The organism is Kitasatospora sp. NPDC127067 (assembly GCF_042724755.1).
GTDB lineage: Bacteria > Actinomycetota > Actinomycetes > Streptomycetales > Streptomycetaceae > Kitasatospora > Kitasatospora lactacystinica.
The window spans coordinates 1-14,343 of the sequence record NZ_JBHXEM010000181.1 but is presented as its reverse complement, the minus strand read 5'-3'; the positions used below and the strand labels follow the sequence as shown (position 1 = coordinate 14,343).

Annotated in this window: 11 protein-coding genes and 1 pseudogene; 2 read left to right on the top strand and 10 right to left on the bottom strand. The window is 74.6% G+C overall.

Translation table 11 applies throughout. The annotated features are described in order from the left end of the window. From ACFWJ4_RS38300 to ACFWJ4_RS38290, 3 genes and pseudogenes are all read right to left on the bottom strand, one after another. Positions 1 to 854, bottom strand: a pseudogene (locus ACFWJ4_RS38300) (hypothetical protein); the annotation flags it as partial. Positions 855 to 937: 83 nt separating this feature from the next. Then, complete coding sequence (locus ACFWJ4_RS38295) at positions 938 to 1,969, bottom strand: TolB-like translocation protein (protein ID WP_380553173.1); 1,032 nt, start codon at positions 1,967 to 1,969, stop codon at positions 938 to 940. Continuing rightward, positions 1,966 to 3,405: an MFS transporter gene (locus tag ACFWJ4_RS38290; protein ID WP_380553170.1), complete on the bottom strand. Its 1,440-nt coding sequence runs from the start codon at positions 3,403 to 3,405 to the stop codon at positions 1,966 to 1,968. Before ACFWJ4_RS38290 ends, ACFWJ4_RS38295 begins: the two co-directional genes overlap by 4 nt. Before the next feature lie 391 nt (positions 3,406 to 3,796). Between ACFWJ4_RS38290 and cobC the strand changes: the two genes are divergently transcribed. Then, positions 3,797 to 5,458, top strand: a complete 1,662-nt coding sequence (gene cobC, locus ACFWJ4_RS38285; RefSeq protein ID WP_380553167.1) for an Rv2231c family pyridoxal phosphate-dependent protein CobC — start codon at positions 3,797 to 3,799, stop codon at positions 5,456 to 5,458. Between the two features lie 159 nt (positions 5,459 to 5,617). Here the strand turns inward: cobC and ACFWJ4_RS38280 are convergent, their stop codons facing one another. From ACFWJ4_RS38280 to ACFWJ4_RS38250, 7 genes are all read right to left on the bottom strand, one after another. Continuing rightward, positions 5,618 to 6,685: a cobalamin-independent methionine synthase II family protein gene (locus ACFWJ4_RS38280; RefSeq protein WP_380553164.1), complete on the bottom strand. Its 1,068-nt coding sequence runs from the start codon at positions 6,683 to 6,685 to the stop codon at positions 5,618 to 5,620. Positions 6,686 to 6,781: 96 nt separating this feature from the next. Beyond that, the gene (locus ACFWJ4_RS38275; protein WP_380553161.1) at positions 6,782 to 7,375 is read right to left on the bottom strand and encodes a hypothetical protein; all 594 of its coding nucleotides are present in this window, start codon (positions 7,373 to 7,375) and stop codon (positions 6,782 to 6,784) included. 116 nt (positions 7,376 to 7,491) lie between these two features. Then, positions 7,492 to 8,589, bottom strand: a complete 1,098-nt coding sequence (locus tag ACFWJ4_RS38270; RefSeq protein WP_380553158.1) for an LLM class flavin-dependent oxidoreductase — start codon at positions 8,587 to 8,589, stop codon at positions 7,492 to 7,494. 308 nt (positions 8,590 to 8,897) lie between these two features. Next, positions 8,898 to 9,920 (bottom strand): glutamine synthetase, encoded by a 1,023-nt coding sequence (glnII, locus tag ACFWJ4_RS38265; RefSeq protein WP_359903441.1) that lies wholly within the window; start codon positions 9,918 to 9,920, stop codon positions 8,898 to 8,900. A gap of 185 nt (positions 9,921 to 10,105) precedes the next feature. Further along, positions 10,106 to 11,101 (bottom strand): SCO1860 family LAETG-anchored protein, encoded by a 996-nt coding sequence (locus tag ACFWJ4_RS38260; RefSeq protein ID WP_380553156.1) that lies wholly within the window; start codon positions 11,099 to 11,101, stop codon positions 10,106 to 10,108. Positions 11,102 to 11,277: 176 nt separating this feature from the next. Then, on the bottom strand, positions 11,278 to 11,955 hold the full coding sequence (locus tag ACFWJ4_RS38255; RefSeq protein ID WP_359903447.1) for a uracil-DNA glycosylase: 678 nt from the start codon (positions 11,953 to 11,955) through the stop codon (positions 11,278 to 11,280). 80 nt (positions 11,956 to 12,035) lie between these two features. Beyond that, complete coding sequence (locus tag ACFWJ4_RS38250) at positions 12,036 to 13,127, bottom strand: amidohydrolase family protein (RefSeq protein ID WP_380553153.1); 1,092 nt, start codon at positions 13,125 to 13,127, stop codon at positions 12,036 to 12,038. 93 nt (positions 13,128 to 13,220) lie between these two features. Here ACFWJ4_RS38250 and ACFWJ4_RS38245 point away from each other — a divergent pair, with 93 nt between their 5' ends. Continuing rightward, positions 13,221 to 14,306 carry a pyridoxal-phosphate-dependent aminotransferase family protein gene (locus ACFWJ4_RS38245; protein ID WP_380553150.1) on the top strand — a complete coding sequence of 362 codons (1,086 nt, stop codon included), beginning with the start codon at positions 13,221 to 13,223 and terminating at the stop codon, positions 14,304 to 14,306. The last annotated feature ends 37 nt before the right edge of the window (positions 14,307 to 14,343 follow it).

Genomic DNA, 14,343 nt, shown 5'->3' with positions numbered 1-14,343 from the left:
CCCCTCCACCCCGCCGGCGGCCCGGTGGGCGATCCCCGGTCTGAGTCATAAAAAGAACTTACCCTGCCCACGTTTGAGGGGGTGTATATATCCGTTGTCGCCGGGTAATTAAAATCGGTGGGGGTCGGGGTGGGGGTGGGGGTCCAGGTCGGGGTGGGGAGCGGGGCGGGGGCGGGGTCGTCGGGGGCGGGCTCGTCCGGGGCGGCCGCGGGGGCCGCGGGGGCCGGTTCGACGATGGGGTCCTCGGGGTCGGCATCGGGGTCGCCGGGGTCGGGGGCGGCGGCGGTGGGGTCGGAGGGCCCGGCCGGGTCGGTGGGCTCGGCGTCCGGGGACTGGCTCTCGGCGGGCGCGGCGGCGGGGTCGGCGGTGGCGGACGGGCCGGGCGCGGGCGTCGGCGCGGACTCGGGGAGCTCCGGGGCCTCGGCCGGTTCGTCGCCGCCGAGGGCGGCGAGCAGGTCGGCCGGGAGCGGGGCGGCCGGCCCGGGCGAGGGGAGGTCGTAGGCGCTGAGGAAGTCGCCGAGGCCGGGGGCCCTGCCGCCGCCGAGGCGGTAGTGCAGGTAGGCGACCGGGGCGCCGCCGGAGGTGTGGGTGTAGACGGCGCCGACCGGGACGTAGAAGCGGCCGACGCCGGGATGCTGGGACGGGTGCAGGCCGGCCAGGCGTTCGGCGCGGTCGCGGTCGGTCTCGCGGCCGGTGCCGCCGGCGGTGAGCGCGTTGACTCCGCGCACCACGAGGGCGGCGGCGACGGACACGCAGAGCACCAGCCCGACGGCGACGGTGCGCCGCAGGACCGGGCGGCCGTGCAGCGCGGGCCAGGAGTCGGTCACCGTGCGCTCGGGTGGAATGCCGTCCACGGTTGTCTCGCTCCCCCGTTCGTTCAGGACGCCTGATCAGGACGTCACACTCTGCTCGACGTGGGACCGTAGCCGAGAGTTCCTCAGCCCAGGTAGGCGGGGGCGACCGCAGCCCTGGTGACCGGCTGCGCGCTGCCCGAACCGTCCGCCGGGACCGTCCACAGGTCGGCGCCGTAGTCGCCGGGCAGGGCGTAGACCAGGGTGCCCCCGCCGGACCAGAGCGCCTGGTCGTCGATGTTGCGCTGCTCGGCGGTGGCGGTCTCGGTCATGGTGGCGAGGTCGAGCACGTACAGCCGCCACGGTGCGTCGGCGGGCAGGCCGGGAACGCGCTTCTTGTAGGCGACGCGGGTGCCGTCCAGGGAGAGCGAGGGGCACTCGACGTTGTCGTGCAGGGTGGTGAGGGTGCGGGCGGCGAGGTCGCCGCGGACGAGGTGGGTCCGCCCGGCGCTGGCGAGGGTGGCGTAGAAGGTGGTGTCGTCGGCGAAGGTGACGCCCCAGATGTTGATGTCGTGCGCCTGGTACGGGTGGCCGTCCAGGACGACCGAGAAGTCCTCCAGGTTCTCCCGCAGGTTCCCGTCCCGGACGTCCACGATCGAGGTGCGGGTGGAGAAGTCGCTGCCCGCGTACGAGTCGCCGCTGACGAAGACCGTCCAGGCGGCGAGGTGCCCGGACGGGGAGACCCGGGAGCGGGTGGGGATGCCGGCCGCCGGGAACGAGCGGAGCTCGCGCAGGTGGTCGTCCAGGACGACGGCGCGGTAGGTGTCCTCCAGCGCGCCGTGCTGGGCCTGGAGGCAGATGCCGGTGCCGGCGGCGGCGTGGAAGCGCAGGCACTGGACGCCGGAGGCGGTGCGCGGGCCGTCGGGGCGGTCGGCGGCGACGGAGGTGATCTCGTCCCGGTGCGGGCCCCAGGCCATGTTGCGGAACAACAGCTGTCGTCCGCCGGACTGCACCTGTAGTGACACCGGGCCGGGCGTGACGGACGGCCCGCCGGGCTGGGCCTGGTCCCGGCGGGCGGTGCGGTCGGCGGCGTTGAGCACGGCCCCGGTGCCGACGGCGCCGAGCAGCACGACGGCGACCAGCAGGATGATCATCCTGGTGCGGTTCCGCAGGTTCATCGGGTCTCCTCCGGGGTCTTCGCGGCGACGGGTCCGGGCTGCTCCGCGACGGGGACGGGCTGACCGGCGGCGGGCCCGGACGGCCCCGCGGCGGGTCCGGACGGGCGCAGCACCGCCGCCGCGCCGAGCACGCACAGCGCCAGCGCCCCCGCCGACCAGCCCAGCGCCGCCGGGCCGCCGACCACACCCCACAGCGCGCCGAACAGCAGCGAGCAGGCGAACCGGGCCAGCGCCTGTCCGGTGCCGACCAGGGCGAGCCCGGCGCCGCGCTGCTCGGCCGGTACGGCGTCGGCGGCCGCGGCGGCGAGCACGCCGTCGGTGGCCGCGTAGAAGGTCCCGTGCAGCACCAGCACGCAGAGCACCGCCGGCAGCCCGCGCAGCGGTGACAGCAGCAGCCCGTACGCGAGCAGCAGCACCCCGTGCCCGGCGAGGAAGAGCCGGTGACGGCCGATCCGGTCGGCGAGCGCGCCGAGCGGGACGGCGAGCAGCAGAAAGGCGGCGGCGGTGCCCAGCGGCAGCAGCGGGAAGAGGCCGACGGGCAGGTCCAGCCGGCGCTGGACGAGCAGGTAGAGGAAGGAGTCGCTGACGGTGGTGAGGCCGAGCAGGACGGCGCAGAGCGTCAGCCGTCGCAGCCCCGGCAGCCGCAGCAGGGTGAGGCTGTCGCGCAGCGAGGGGGCGGAAGTCGACAAGTCGTCACCCTGCTGCCGGTTCGGCACGAACAGCAGCAGGATCAGCACTCCGAGCGCCGCGACGCACGCGCTGACCGCGAACACCGCGTCGTAGCCGTGCCGCTCGCCGCCGTCGGCGAGCAGCGGGCCGCCGGCCAGCCGCAGCACCAGGAACGCGGTGAGCGGCCCGAGCAGGGCGCCGGCCGTGTCCATCGCCCGGTGCACCCCGAACGCCCGGCCGCGGTGGGCGGGTTCGGTGGCGAGCGAGATCATCGCGTCCCGGGGGGCGGTGCGCAGGCCCTTGCCGGTGCGGTCGACGGCGATCACGGCACCGATCAGCGGCACGGTGTGGACGAACAGCAGCAGCGGCCGGCACAACGCGGACAGCCCGTACCCGACGGCCGCGACGGTCTTGTGGCGGGCCGCGCCGTCGCGGCCGCGGCGGTCGGAGAGGTGGCCGCCGACCAGCCGGACCAGTGCGCTGAAGCCGTTCTGGATGCCGTCGAGCAGACCGAAGCCGAGCGGGGAGAGGCCGAGACCGGTGAGCAGGTAGAGCGGGAGGACGGCGGTGACCATCTCCGAGGAGATGTCGGTGACCAGGCTGACCGCACCGAGGGCGACCACCGCCCCGGGCACGGCGCCCCGCCGCACCGGGCCCACGGCCGGCCCTGCGGTGGTCGGCCCGACGGGGGGCTGCCCGGCGGGGGGCTGCCCGGCGGGGGACGGCCCGGCGGGGGCCTTCGAGCTGCGCGAGTCCGCGACGTACACGGCCGTCAGTTCCGGATTCCGGTGCGGCCGACGGCGCCGGCGGAGCGCGGCCGGGGACGGGGCCGGGGACGGCTGCCGAGGGCGAGGGTTCCGGGGGCGCGCAGTCGTGCGAAGGCCATGGGGTCCTCCGGAGGTCGGGGATTCCTGGGCGGGAGCGCCGAGAACAGTAGGAGCGCCGTGGTGTCGTGTACCGCACAACGCAGATGAAGAACAGGCGAACAGCTGCCGCGCCGCGGCGGCCCCGGGGCGGACGGCGCGGACGGCGGACCCGGAGCGGACGGCGAACCCGGCGCCGACGGCGGACCGGCATCGGACGTCACACCCACCGCGATTGACCCGTTCCGGCCGGGCGTGGTGGGATCACCGGAGTTCGGGACGAAAGGTGCGGCACGTGAGCGAACCGGTCGCCGGCGCCCCCCGCACTCTGGTGGTGGGGATCGGCGCGAGCAGCGGTGCCGAACGGACCGAGGTCCTGCGACTGCTCACGGCCACCCTCCGGGAAACCGGCCTGACGCCATCCGCCGTGGCCCGGCTGGCCACCGTGACGGGCCGGGCGGACCACCCGGCGGTGCGCTGGGCGGCCGACCACCTCGCCGGGGTGCCCGTGGACGAGCACCCGCCCGAGGTACTGGCGGGCGTGCCGGTACCGAACCCCTCCGCCACCGTCGGTACGGCTGTCGGCACCGCGAGCGTGGCCGAGGCGGCGGCACTGGCGAGCGCGCCGGGCGGCCGGCTCGTGGTCACCAAGCGGAAGTCGGCGCGGGCCACGGTCGCGATCGCCCGGACGGCGGCGCGCGGACACCTCGCGCCGCTCGACGTGGACGCGGACCCGCCGCCACCGCCCCTGACCACCGACCCCGACCCCGACCCCGACCCCGGCCCCGGCCCCGGCCCCGGCCCCGGACCCGGCCGCACAGTCGGCACCACCGGCCCCGACCGGCACCAGCCGAACCACCTGAGCCACCTGAGCCGCCCGAAACCCGAAGCACCCGCAAGGAGAACCCGCGTGACCGCCCCCGAACCCGACCTGCGCCACCACGGCGACGCCGAGGTGCGCGCCGACGGGCTCGGCCTGGTCGACCTCGCCGTCAACGTCCGCACCGGCACTCCCCCGGCGTGGCTGCGCGAGCACCTCGCGGCCACCCTCGGCGACCTCGCCGCCTACCCCGACCAGAGCGCCGCCCGCGCCGCGGTGGCCGCCCGGCACGCCCGCCCGGTCGAGGAGGTGCTGCTCACCTCGGGGGCCGCGGAGGCCTTCGTCCTGCTGGCAAGGGTTCTGACTCCACGTCATATCGTCGTGGTGCACCCGCAGTTCACCGAGCCGGAGGCGGCCCTGCGGGACGCCGGGCACCGGGTGCACCGGGTGCTGCTCTCCCCCGGGGACGGGTTCCGGCTGGGCGCCGTCCCCGAGGAGGCGGACCTGGTCGTCCTCGGCAACCCGACCAACCCGACCTCCGTGCTGCACCCCGCCGAGGCCGTCGCCGCGCTGGCCCGACCCGGGCGCACCCTGGTGGTGGACGAGGCGTTCATGGACACCGTGCCGGGCGAGCGGGAGTCCCTCGCCTCCGCCCGGGATCTGCCCGGCCGGGTCGTCGTGCTGCGCAGCCTCACCAAGACCTGGGGGCTGGCCGGACTGCGGATCGGCTACGTTCTCGGGCCCGCACCGCTGATCGCCGACCTCGGCGCCGCCCAGCCGCTCTGGCCGGTCTCCACCCCGGCACTGGCCGCCGCCGAGGTGTGCAGTGGCCCGGCGGCGCTCGCCGAGGCCGAGCTGGCCGCGGCCGAACTGGCGCTCCGGCGCGAGCACTTGATGAAGGGCCTGGCCGCCTTCCCGTCGGTGCGGCTGTACGGCGAGCCGGCCGCTTCCTTCGTCCTGGTCCGGATGCCGGATGCGGCGACCGTCCGGCAGCGGTTGCGCGAGCACGGCTTCGCCGTCCGGCGCGGGGACACCTTCCCGGGGCTGGGCGAGGAGTGGCTGCGGATCGCCGTCCGGGACGAGGAGACCACCGACCGATTCCTCAACGCCCTTGAGGCCGCGCTCGGTTCGGCCTGACCGACTCGACACCAACGCCCTCCGGCCGCCCGCCGCCTGCCTGTCCGCCGCGCCCGTCCGCCCATCAGGCCGGACGGGCGGACGGGCGGCCGAACGGACGGCCAGGCGGACGGACGACCCGACGCGCAAACAGCTCAGCCCGCACTGACTCGGCGAGCGCTACTGGAGCCCGAGCGCCTCCGCCGCCAGGGCGGTGCCCTTCACCCGGGCCGCGATCTTGGCGAAGGCGGTGTCCCGCGAGGTGGAGGCGTCGTCGGCGAACGGCGAGAATCCGCAGTCGTCGGTCGTGCCGAGCTGGTCGACCGGGATGTGCCGGGCCGCGGCCAGCACCCGGTCGCGCACCTCCTCCGGGCTCTCCACCCTGGGGTCGATCGGGTCGGTCACCCCGACGAACACCCGGATTCCGGGGCGGAGTTGATCCGCGATGACGGCGAGCACGCGGTCGGGGTCGGCCTCGCTCGCCAGCTGCACGTAGAAGTTGCCGACCTTGAGCCGGAAGAGCTTCGGCAGCAGCTCGGCGTAGTCGACGTCCAGACTGTGGGTGGAGTCCTGGTCCCCGCCCGGGCAGGTGTGCACGCCGAGGCGGGCCCGCTCCTCCTCGGTGAACCGGTCGAGCACCTGGTTGTTGAGGGCCACGAAGTCGTCCAGCAGGCTGCCCGACGGGTCCAGCTTGAGCGACAACCGGGCCTCGGTGAAGTCGAGTTGGACGACGTGGGCGCCCGCGTCCAGGCAGCCGCGGATGTCGACCTCGGCCTCGTCGGCCAGGTCCTTCAGGAAGTTCTCGCGCGAGTACCCGTCGATGCCGTCGGCCGGGTAGAGCAGGCTGAGCGCGGAGGGTGCGATGACGGCCTGCTTGACGGGCTGCGAGGTGTGGCGCAGGGCTTCGCGCAGATAGGTCTCGGCACGGACGCGGTACCGGAAGGGTCCGGCGGTCAGCCGCGGCAGCTGCCGGGTGTGCCCGTCGGCGAAGGGGATGACGGCGCCGTCCCCGGCGAGGGAGGTCAGCCCGGCGAGGGGGTACGTGACGAAGCTCGGCTTGGCCTGCTCGCCGTCCACCAGGACTGGGCAGCCGAGCTCCGCCAGCCTGGCCAGGGTGTCGGCGGTGGCCTCGTCCTGCAGCTTCTTCAGGTCGGCGTCGGACAGCCGCCCTTCGGCGTGTTCGGTCAGGGCGTTCAGCAGGGTGCTCGGCCGGGGGATGCTGCCGATGGGCTCCGTGAGAATGGTCATGACGGGACGGTAGAAAGGGCGGCGCCCCGAGCACAACGGGGCGCACGGCGCATTCCGCCCGACCGCTAACACTCCGCGCGCCCCACCCGTCTGTGTTCACGCCCCCGGAACGGCACACCCCTCCGCCCAATCCCGTAGCGTGGCGAAGTCCTCGGCCAGCAGGCCGATCCGGGGGTTGACGTGCAGGGCCAGCGCCCGCCCGGGATGGTGGGCGGCGATCCACTCCTCGTCCTGCGGGCCGAGTTCGTCGTCCACCCAGACGAACGGGCGCCCGGCGGCCCAGGCGACCACGTCCCGGGTCTTCCAGTGCAGCCCGTCCGCATCCACCCCGAACAGGTCGGACCAGCGGATGTACGGCAGTTCGGGCAGGCCGATGTGCGGGCCTATGTGGGTGTTCGCCTCGCCCATCCAGCCGGTGGCCCACACCAGTTCGTACGGCAGCGCCAGCAGCGCCTCGCCGTGGGAGGGGTTGAGCCAGACCCGCAGCGGCTTGACCCGGACGGCGGGCGGCTTGGCGTGCTTGGCGCGTGTCGCCTGCCGGGCCTGGACCGCCGCCAGGTGCTCCTGCTTCGCCACCCACCAGGAGGGGCGCAGCCGGTGGGTGGCGTAGCCCTCGGGCCTCCGCTTCGGCGCGGCGTAGGGATTGAGCGGTCCGTCCACGTCGAGCAGGAGCAGGGGCTGCTGGGTCATGCCATGAATTCTCGGTCCGGTGAGGGCGCTTGACCAGCGATTTGCCGGCCGCGATCGGCCGGGCGGAGCCCCGGGGCGTCCCGGCCGCGCCGCCCGGCCCGCTCCGGCCCCAGGCGTCACGGGCGGTCCCAGAGGTTGCGGGCGGCGAGCAGCGGGAGCACGCCCTCCCCGAACCAGTACGCCTCCTCCAGGTGCGGCATTCCGCTCAGCACGAACTCGTCGATGCCCAGCGCGTGGTACTCGCAGATCAGGTCCGCGACCTCCCGGTGGCTGCCCACCAGTGCCGTCCCGGCGCCGCCGCGCAGCAGGCCGATGCCGGCCCAGAGGCCGGGGTACACCTCCAGCCGCTGCGCGGAGCCGCCGTGCAGTGCGAGCATCCGGCGCTGGCCCTCCGACTCGCTCTCGGCGAGCGCCCGTTGGGTCTGCCGCACCCGGGCCGGGTCCATCGCGGCGAGCAGCCGTTCGGTCTCCGCCCAGGCCTGCGCGGCGGTGTCCCGGGTGATCACGTGCAGGCGGATGCCGAACCGGACGGCCCGGCCCCGGGCGGCGGCCAGTTCGCGGATCCAGCGGATCTTCTCCCGGACCTGGGCGGGCGGCTCGCCCCAGGTCAGGTAGACGTCCGCGTACTGGGCCGCGACGTCGCCGGCGGCCGGGGAGGAGCCGCCGAAGTACACCGCCGGCACCGGGTCCGGCAGCCGGTTCAGCCGCGCGCCCTCGACCCGCAGGTGCGGCCCGTGGTGGTCGACCGTCTCCCCCGCCCAGAGCCGTCGGGTGATGTCCAGGAACTCCCCGGTCCGCGCGTACCGGGCGTCCTTGTCCAGGAAGTCCCCGAAGGCGCGCTGCTCGGCGGACTCCCCGCCGGTCACCACGTTGAGCAACAGCCGCCCACCGGAGTGCCGTTGGTAGGTCGCGGCCATCTGCGCGGCCAGCGTCGGGCTGATCTGCCCGGGCCGGAACGCCACCAGGTACTTCAGCCGCTCGGTCACCTGGCTCAGCATCGCGGTGGTCAGCCAGGCGTCCTCGCACCAGGCCCCGGTCGGCGTGAGCACGCCCTCGAAGCCCAACTGCTCGGCGCTGCGGGCGATCTGGCCGAGGTAGCCGATGCCCGGCGGCCGGTCCGACCCGGCGGCACCGGGCGTGGAGCCGTGCCCGCCGCCGACGATCAGCCGGCTGTCGCCGTTGGTGGGGAGGAACCAGTGGAAGGTGAGAGCCATGGACGGACACACTCCTGGGGCCGGTGCTGCCTGCGGTCGGTTGTCGGAACCCACTCGCGGCGACACCCGTCCGCCCACACCCGCCCCAGGTCCACGTGCAGCCTGCGCACGAGAAGGGGGCGGCCCGGAGCAGTCATGCCCCGATTCTCCGCGCCTCCCCCACCCCGATCAAGCCCCCGGGCTCCCGGCCCCGCCCCCGGACACCCCGACGCCGCAACGCCGCAACGCCGCAACGCCGCAGGCCCCCTCCTGCACCGGGAGGGGGCCTGCGGGCGTGACGTGGCGCGGGTGCCGGGTACGGCGGTGGATCAGACCTGGCCGGCCTTCTCCAGGGCCGCGCAGCAGGTGTTGATCAGGAGGCGGGTGACGACGTAGGGGTCGACGTTGGCGTTCGGGCGGCGGTCCTCGATGTAGCCCTTCTTGTCCACCTCGACCTGCCACGGGATGCGCACGGAGGCACCGCGGTCGGAGACGCCGTAGCTGTAGACGTTCCACGGGGCGGTCTCGTGCTTGCCGGTGAGGCGGGACTGGATGTCGTCGCCGTACTGGCTGACGTGCTCCAGCACCTTCTCCTGGGAGGCGCCGAGCGACTCGCAGGCGGTGATGATGGCGTCGTAGCCCTCGCGCATCGCCTTGGTGGAGAAGTTGGTGTGGGCGCCCGCGCCGTTCCAGTCGCCCCGGGCCGGCTTGGCGTCCAGGGTGGCGTCGATGCCGAACTCCTCGGCGGTGCGGTACAGCAGGTAGCGGGCGATCCACATGTCGTCGGAGACGGTCAGCGCGTCGACCGGGCCGATCTGGAACTCCCACTGGCCGGGCATGACCTCGGCGTTGATGCCGCAGATGGCCAGGCCGGCGTCGATGCAGCGGTCCAGGTGCAGCTCGACGATCTCGCGGCCGAAGACCTCCTCGGCGCCGACGCCGCAGTAGTAGCCGCCCTGCGGGGCCGGGAAGCCACCCTCCGGGAAGCCGAGCGGGCGGGAGCCCTTGAAGAAGGTGTACTCCTGCTCGATGCCGAAGATCGACTCCTGCGCGGCGTACTTCTCGGCGACCTCACGCAGCAGGGCGCGGGTGTTGGAGACGTGCGGGGTGCCGTCCGTCTCCAGGACCTCGCAGAGGACCAGGATGTTGTCGCCGCCGCGGATCGGGTCCGGCACCACCCGCACCGGGTCCAGCACGCGGTCCGAGGCGTGGCCCTCGGCCTGGCTGGTCGAGGAACCGTCGAAGCCCCAGGTGGGGATCTTGTCGGCGTTGGGCAGGACGCGAGTCTTGGAACGGAGCTTCGCGGTCGGCTTGGTGCCGTCGATCCAGATGTACTCGGCCTTGATTGCCACGTCGTGTCCCTCGCATTGCTGGGTGGTGGGTGCCCGCGTAGCGTTGCAAGCCGCCGTTTCCCGGTTGTTCCTCTCGTGTAACGCGCATGTGAACCAACCGTCCGCATTGGCACGGTCACGGTGCGGGAGTGCCGGGGGTGGCACTCCCGCCGTTCCGGGTGCCGTCGGTGACGGCACGGGCATGGTCAGTGACGACGGGCGTGCGCGGCGCGACGGCGCCGGGTGGCCCACAGCGCGGCCACCCCGCCCGCGACCAGGGCGGCGGCCCCCGCGGCGAGCGGGCCGGTGGCACTGCTGCCGCCGGTGGCGGCCAGCTTCTCCGACTTCTCCACCGCGGCCTGCGGACCGGCGGCCCGCGAGGTGGTGGTGTCGGCGACCGGCTGAGCGGCGGGCGCACCGGCGGACGCACCGGCGGGCGCGGTGCCCGCGGTACCCGTGGTGGCCGGGCCGGTCGGGGCGGTCGGGGCGGTCGACGGCACGGAGGGCTTCTCGCAGCTCACCGAGGCGACGGTGACCTTCCCGGTGACCTTGGCGACGTTCAGGTTGAGCGGGTTCACCTCCACCTGCACCTCCAGGGCGGAGGCGGCGGCGGTGGTCGTGGTGACGGTCTTCTTGGAGAACTCCACCGAGACGCTGCCGACCAGCGGCACGTCCACCTTGGTCGGGCCGTACACGCCGACGGTGACCGGCTTGCCGAGCACGCTGAGCTTGACCGGCGCGACCACGTCGGCGGTCGGCTGCCCGTCGACCGGACAGGTCGCCTCGGCGCTCATCGCCTCCAGGCCGAGCAGTGCGGTGGTGGGCAGCCCGGGGGCGTGCACGTCGGCGTTGACCAGCTTGACGGAGGCGGTGGCGCCCTTGGCGTCGACCCTGGTCACCGACTTGCCGATGTCGGCCTTGACGAGCTCGACCGGGCCGGTCTGGTCGACCCCGGCCACCGTGGCCGTCAGGATCGATCCGTCGCGCTGCGCCGGCGACTCCACCTTGTTCAGCGCGATGTTCACCGGGACGTCCACCGCCTTGTTCAACAGGCTGACGTCCAGGTCGAGTTCGGCGGTGACGGCGCGGGCCTTGCCGGGCGACGGGGCGGGCTCGGCCGCGTGGACGGGCGCGGCGGTGAGCAGGGTGCTCGCCACCACGGCGGTGGCCGCGGCGGCGGAAACGATTCGGCGAGAAGACATGGCGATACCCCCACACAGATGAAACGATGAGCCGCCAGTCTTCTCGAACAATCCGTCACATGAGTAACACAGAAAGTCATTTCACTCGTTGGAGTGAGATTGGCGTTCTGCGCTGACCCAGTTCTGCTACAGCGGCCGCGCCGTACGGGCCCACCGCGGCCACGCCGCACCGGCGGCTACGGCAGCCGCCAGTCCACCGGCTGCGCCCCCTGCCGCACCAGCAGCTCGTTCGCCCGGCTGAACGGCCGCGAACCGAAGAAGCCGCGGTCGGCCGACATCGGGCTGGGGTGGACCGACTCCACCGACGGGACGTTGCCCAGCAGCGGGCGCAGGTTGCGGGCGTCGCTCCCCCACAGGATCGCCACCAGCGGGCCGCCGCGCGCCACCAGCGCCCGGATCGCCTGCTCGGTGACCGCCTCCCAGCCCTTGCCGCGGTGCTGGCCGCTCTTGCGCGGCTGCACGGTGAGCACGCGGTTGAGCAGCAGCACGCCCTGCTGCGTCCACGGGGTGAGGTCCCCGTTGGACGGCTGCGGCAGGCCCAGGTCGGTGCCGTACTCCCGGTAGATGTTGATCAGGCTCGCCGGGATCGGCCGCACCTCCGGCGCCACCGAGAAACTGAGCCCGACGGCGTGGCCGGGCGTCGGGTACGGGTCCTGCCCGACGATCAGCACCCGCACGTCGGCGAAGGGCTGCTGGAAGGCCCGCAGCACGTTCGGGCCGGAGGGCAGGTAGGTTCGGCCTGCGGCCAGTTCGGCGCGCAGGAAGTCGCCCATCGCGGCGACCCGTCCGGCGACGGGTTCCAGGGCGGTGGCCCAGCCGGGCTCGACGATCTCGTTCAGTGGACGCGGTGCCATGGTCGCCACCCTATCGGCCTACACCGACAGCGCTTTCAGCGGATGATCATGGGATCGAGGCAGGTCGACCGGGTCCGCGGCTACCCGACCGGCCGCCCCCGCAGCACCACCAGCCGCGGGTCCGCGAGCACCCGGACATCCGCTCGCGGATCCTGCGCGTACACCACGAAGTCCGCCGGCGCGCCCTCCTCCAGCCCCGGCCGCCCCAGCCACTCGCGCGCTCCCCAGCTCGCCGCCGACAGCGCCTGCGCCGGGCTCAGCCCCGCCTTCACCAGCTCCGCCACCTCGTCCGCGACCAGCCCGTGCGCCAGCGAGCCGCCCGCGTCCGTCCCGACGAACACCGGGATGCCGGCGTCGTGCGCGGCGCCCACGGTGTCGTACCGGCGTTCGTGCAGCCGCCGCATGTGCGCCGACCAGGCCGGGAACTTGGCCTCGCCGCCGGCCGCGAGGTCCGGGAAGGTGGCGATGTTGACCAGCGTCGGCACGATCGCCACCCCGCGCTCGGCGAAGGCCGGGATCAGCTCCTCGGTCAGCCCGGTGGCGTGCTCGACGCAGTCGATCCCGGCCGCCAGCAGGTCCGGCAGCGACTCGGCGGAGAAGCAGTGCGCGGTGACCCGGGCACCCTCCTCGTGCGCCGCCGCGATCGCCTCGGCCAGCGCGTCGCCGGGCCAGCAGGCGGCGAGGTCGCCGCGCTCGCGGTCGATCCAGTCGCCGACCAGCTTCACCCAGCCGTCCCCGCGCCGGGCCTCGGCCCGCACGTAGGCGGCCAGGTCGCCGGGTTCGATCTCGTGCGCGTAGTTGCGGATGTAGCGGCGGGTGCGGGCGATGTGCCGCCCGGCCCGGATGATCCGGGGCAGGTCCTCGCGCTCGTCGATCCACCGGGTGTCGGCGGCCGAGCCGGCGTCGCGGATCAGCAGGGTGCCGGCGTCCCGGTCGGTGAGCGCCTGCTTCTCGCTGGTCGCGGCGTCCACCGCGCCGTGCGCGTCCAGGCCGACGTGGCAGTGCGCGTCCACCAGGCCGGGCAGCACCCAGCCGTTCACCGTCCGCACGTCCCCGGCGGTCGGCGGGCGGGTGAAGCTCACCCGGCCGTCCACCACCCAGAGTTCGTCCCGGACGTCCTGCGGACCGACCAGCACCCGACCCCGCACGTGCAGCACCGCGCCATCGCTCATGGCCGCACTCTACCGACGGGCGGGTTCCGTGTAAGCAGTCATGATGCGGCAGACTCGTTTCCGCACCCCACCCCCGCGAAAGGCGATCAAGACGTGAGTCCCTTCCTCGACCTGCCCCCGCTCAGCGCCGCCGAGTTCGCGGCGATCGAGGACCGGGTGGCCGCGCTGCTGCACACCGAGGCCGATGTGATCGTCACCCAGGGCGAGGCGCTCCTCCCCCTGGAGGCCGCGATCCGCGGCGCCGCGCACCCCGGCTCGACCGCCCTCAACATCGTCACCGGCCCGTACGGGCAGACCTTCGGCAACTGGCTGCGCTCCTGCGGGGCGAAGGTCGTCGACCTGGCCGTGCCCTTCGACGGCGCGGTGAGCGCCGAGCAGGTGGCCGAGGCCCTCGACGCCGACCCGGAGATCGACTTCGTCTCCCTGGTGCACGCCGAGGCCGCCACCGGAAACACCAACCCGGTCGCCGGGATCGGTGCCGTGGTCCGCGAGCACGGCGCGCTGCTGATGCTCGACGCGGTCGCCTCCGTCGCCGCCGAGCCGCTGCTCACCGACGAGTGGGGCGTCGACCTGTGCGTCATCGGCGGCCAGAAGGCGATGGGCGGCCCGGCCGGGGTCTCCGCCGTCTCCGTCTCCGCGCGCGCCTGGGAGCGGATCGCCGCCAACCCGGCCGCCCCCCGCCGCTCCTACCTCTCGCTGCTCGACTGGAAGGAGCGCTGGACCGACGCCGGCCGCGCGGTGCTGCCGCACGCCCCGGCCCAGCTGGAGATGCTCGCGCTCGGCGCCTGCCTGGACCGGATCGCCGCCGACGGCCTGCCGGCCGTGATCGCCCGCCACCGCGCCGCCTCGGCCGCCACCCGGGCCGGCGTCCGCGCGCTCGGCACCCTGGCCCCGTACGTCGTCGAGGACGCCCACGCGGCCCCGGTCGCCACCACCCTGCGCACCCCGGACGGCGTCGACGCGACCGCCCTCGCCGCCCGCCTCGACCCGGCCCTGCCCGTCCAGCCGGGCGGCGGCGCCCTGGCCGGCTCGATGCTGCGGGTCAACCACTACGGGCGGGCGGCCGCGCTGGACACCGTCCGCGCCTGCGTGTCGGCCCTGGCCGGGGCGACGGACGCCGACCCGGCGCCCGCCCTGGCCGCCGCCGAGGCCGCCTGGAGCGCGACCGTCCGGGCCTGAGCGGCCCGGGCTCCCACGGCCGAGGCCCCCGCAGGAC

Excerpts from the sequence above, each read along its gene's own strand:
- ACFWJ4_RS38295 (WP_380553173.1), bottom strand. The coding sequence starts at position 1,969 with ATGAACCTGCGGAACCGCACCAGGATGATCATCCTGCTGGTCGCCGTC.
- ACFWJ4_RS38280 (WP_380553164.1), bottom strand. The coding sequence starts at position 6,685 with ATGACCATTCTCACGGAGCCCATCGGCAGCATCCCCCGGCCGAGCACC.
- ACFWJ4_RS38275 (WP_380553161.1), bottom strand. The coding sequence starts at position 7,375 with ATGACCCAGCAGCCCCTGCTCCTGCTCGACGTGGACGGACCGCTCAAT.
- ACFWJ4_RS38270 (WP_380553158.1), bottom strand. The coding sequence starts at position 8,589 with ATGGCTCTCACCTTCCACTGGTTCCTCCCCACCAACGGCGACAGCCGG.
- ACFWJ4_RS38260 (WP_380553156.1), bottom strand. The coding sequence starts at position 11,101 with ATGTCTTCTCGCCGAATCGTTTCCGCCGCCGCGGCCACCGCCGTGGTG.
- ACFWJ4_RS38255 (WP_359903447.1), bottom strand. The coding sequence starts at position 11,955 with ATGGCACCGCGTCCACTGAACGAGATCGTCGAGCCCGGCTGGGCCACC.
- ACFWJ4_RS38250 (WP_380553153.1), bottom strand. The coding sequence starts at position 13,127 with ATGAGCGATGGCGCGGTGCTGCACGTGCGGGGTCGGGTGCTGGTCGGT.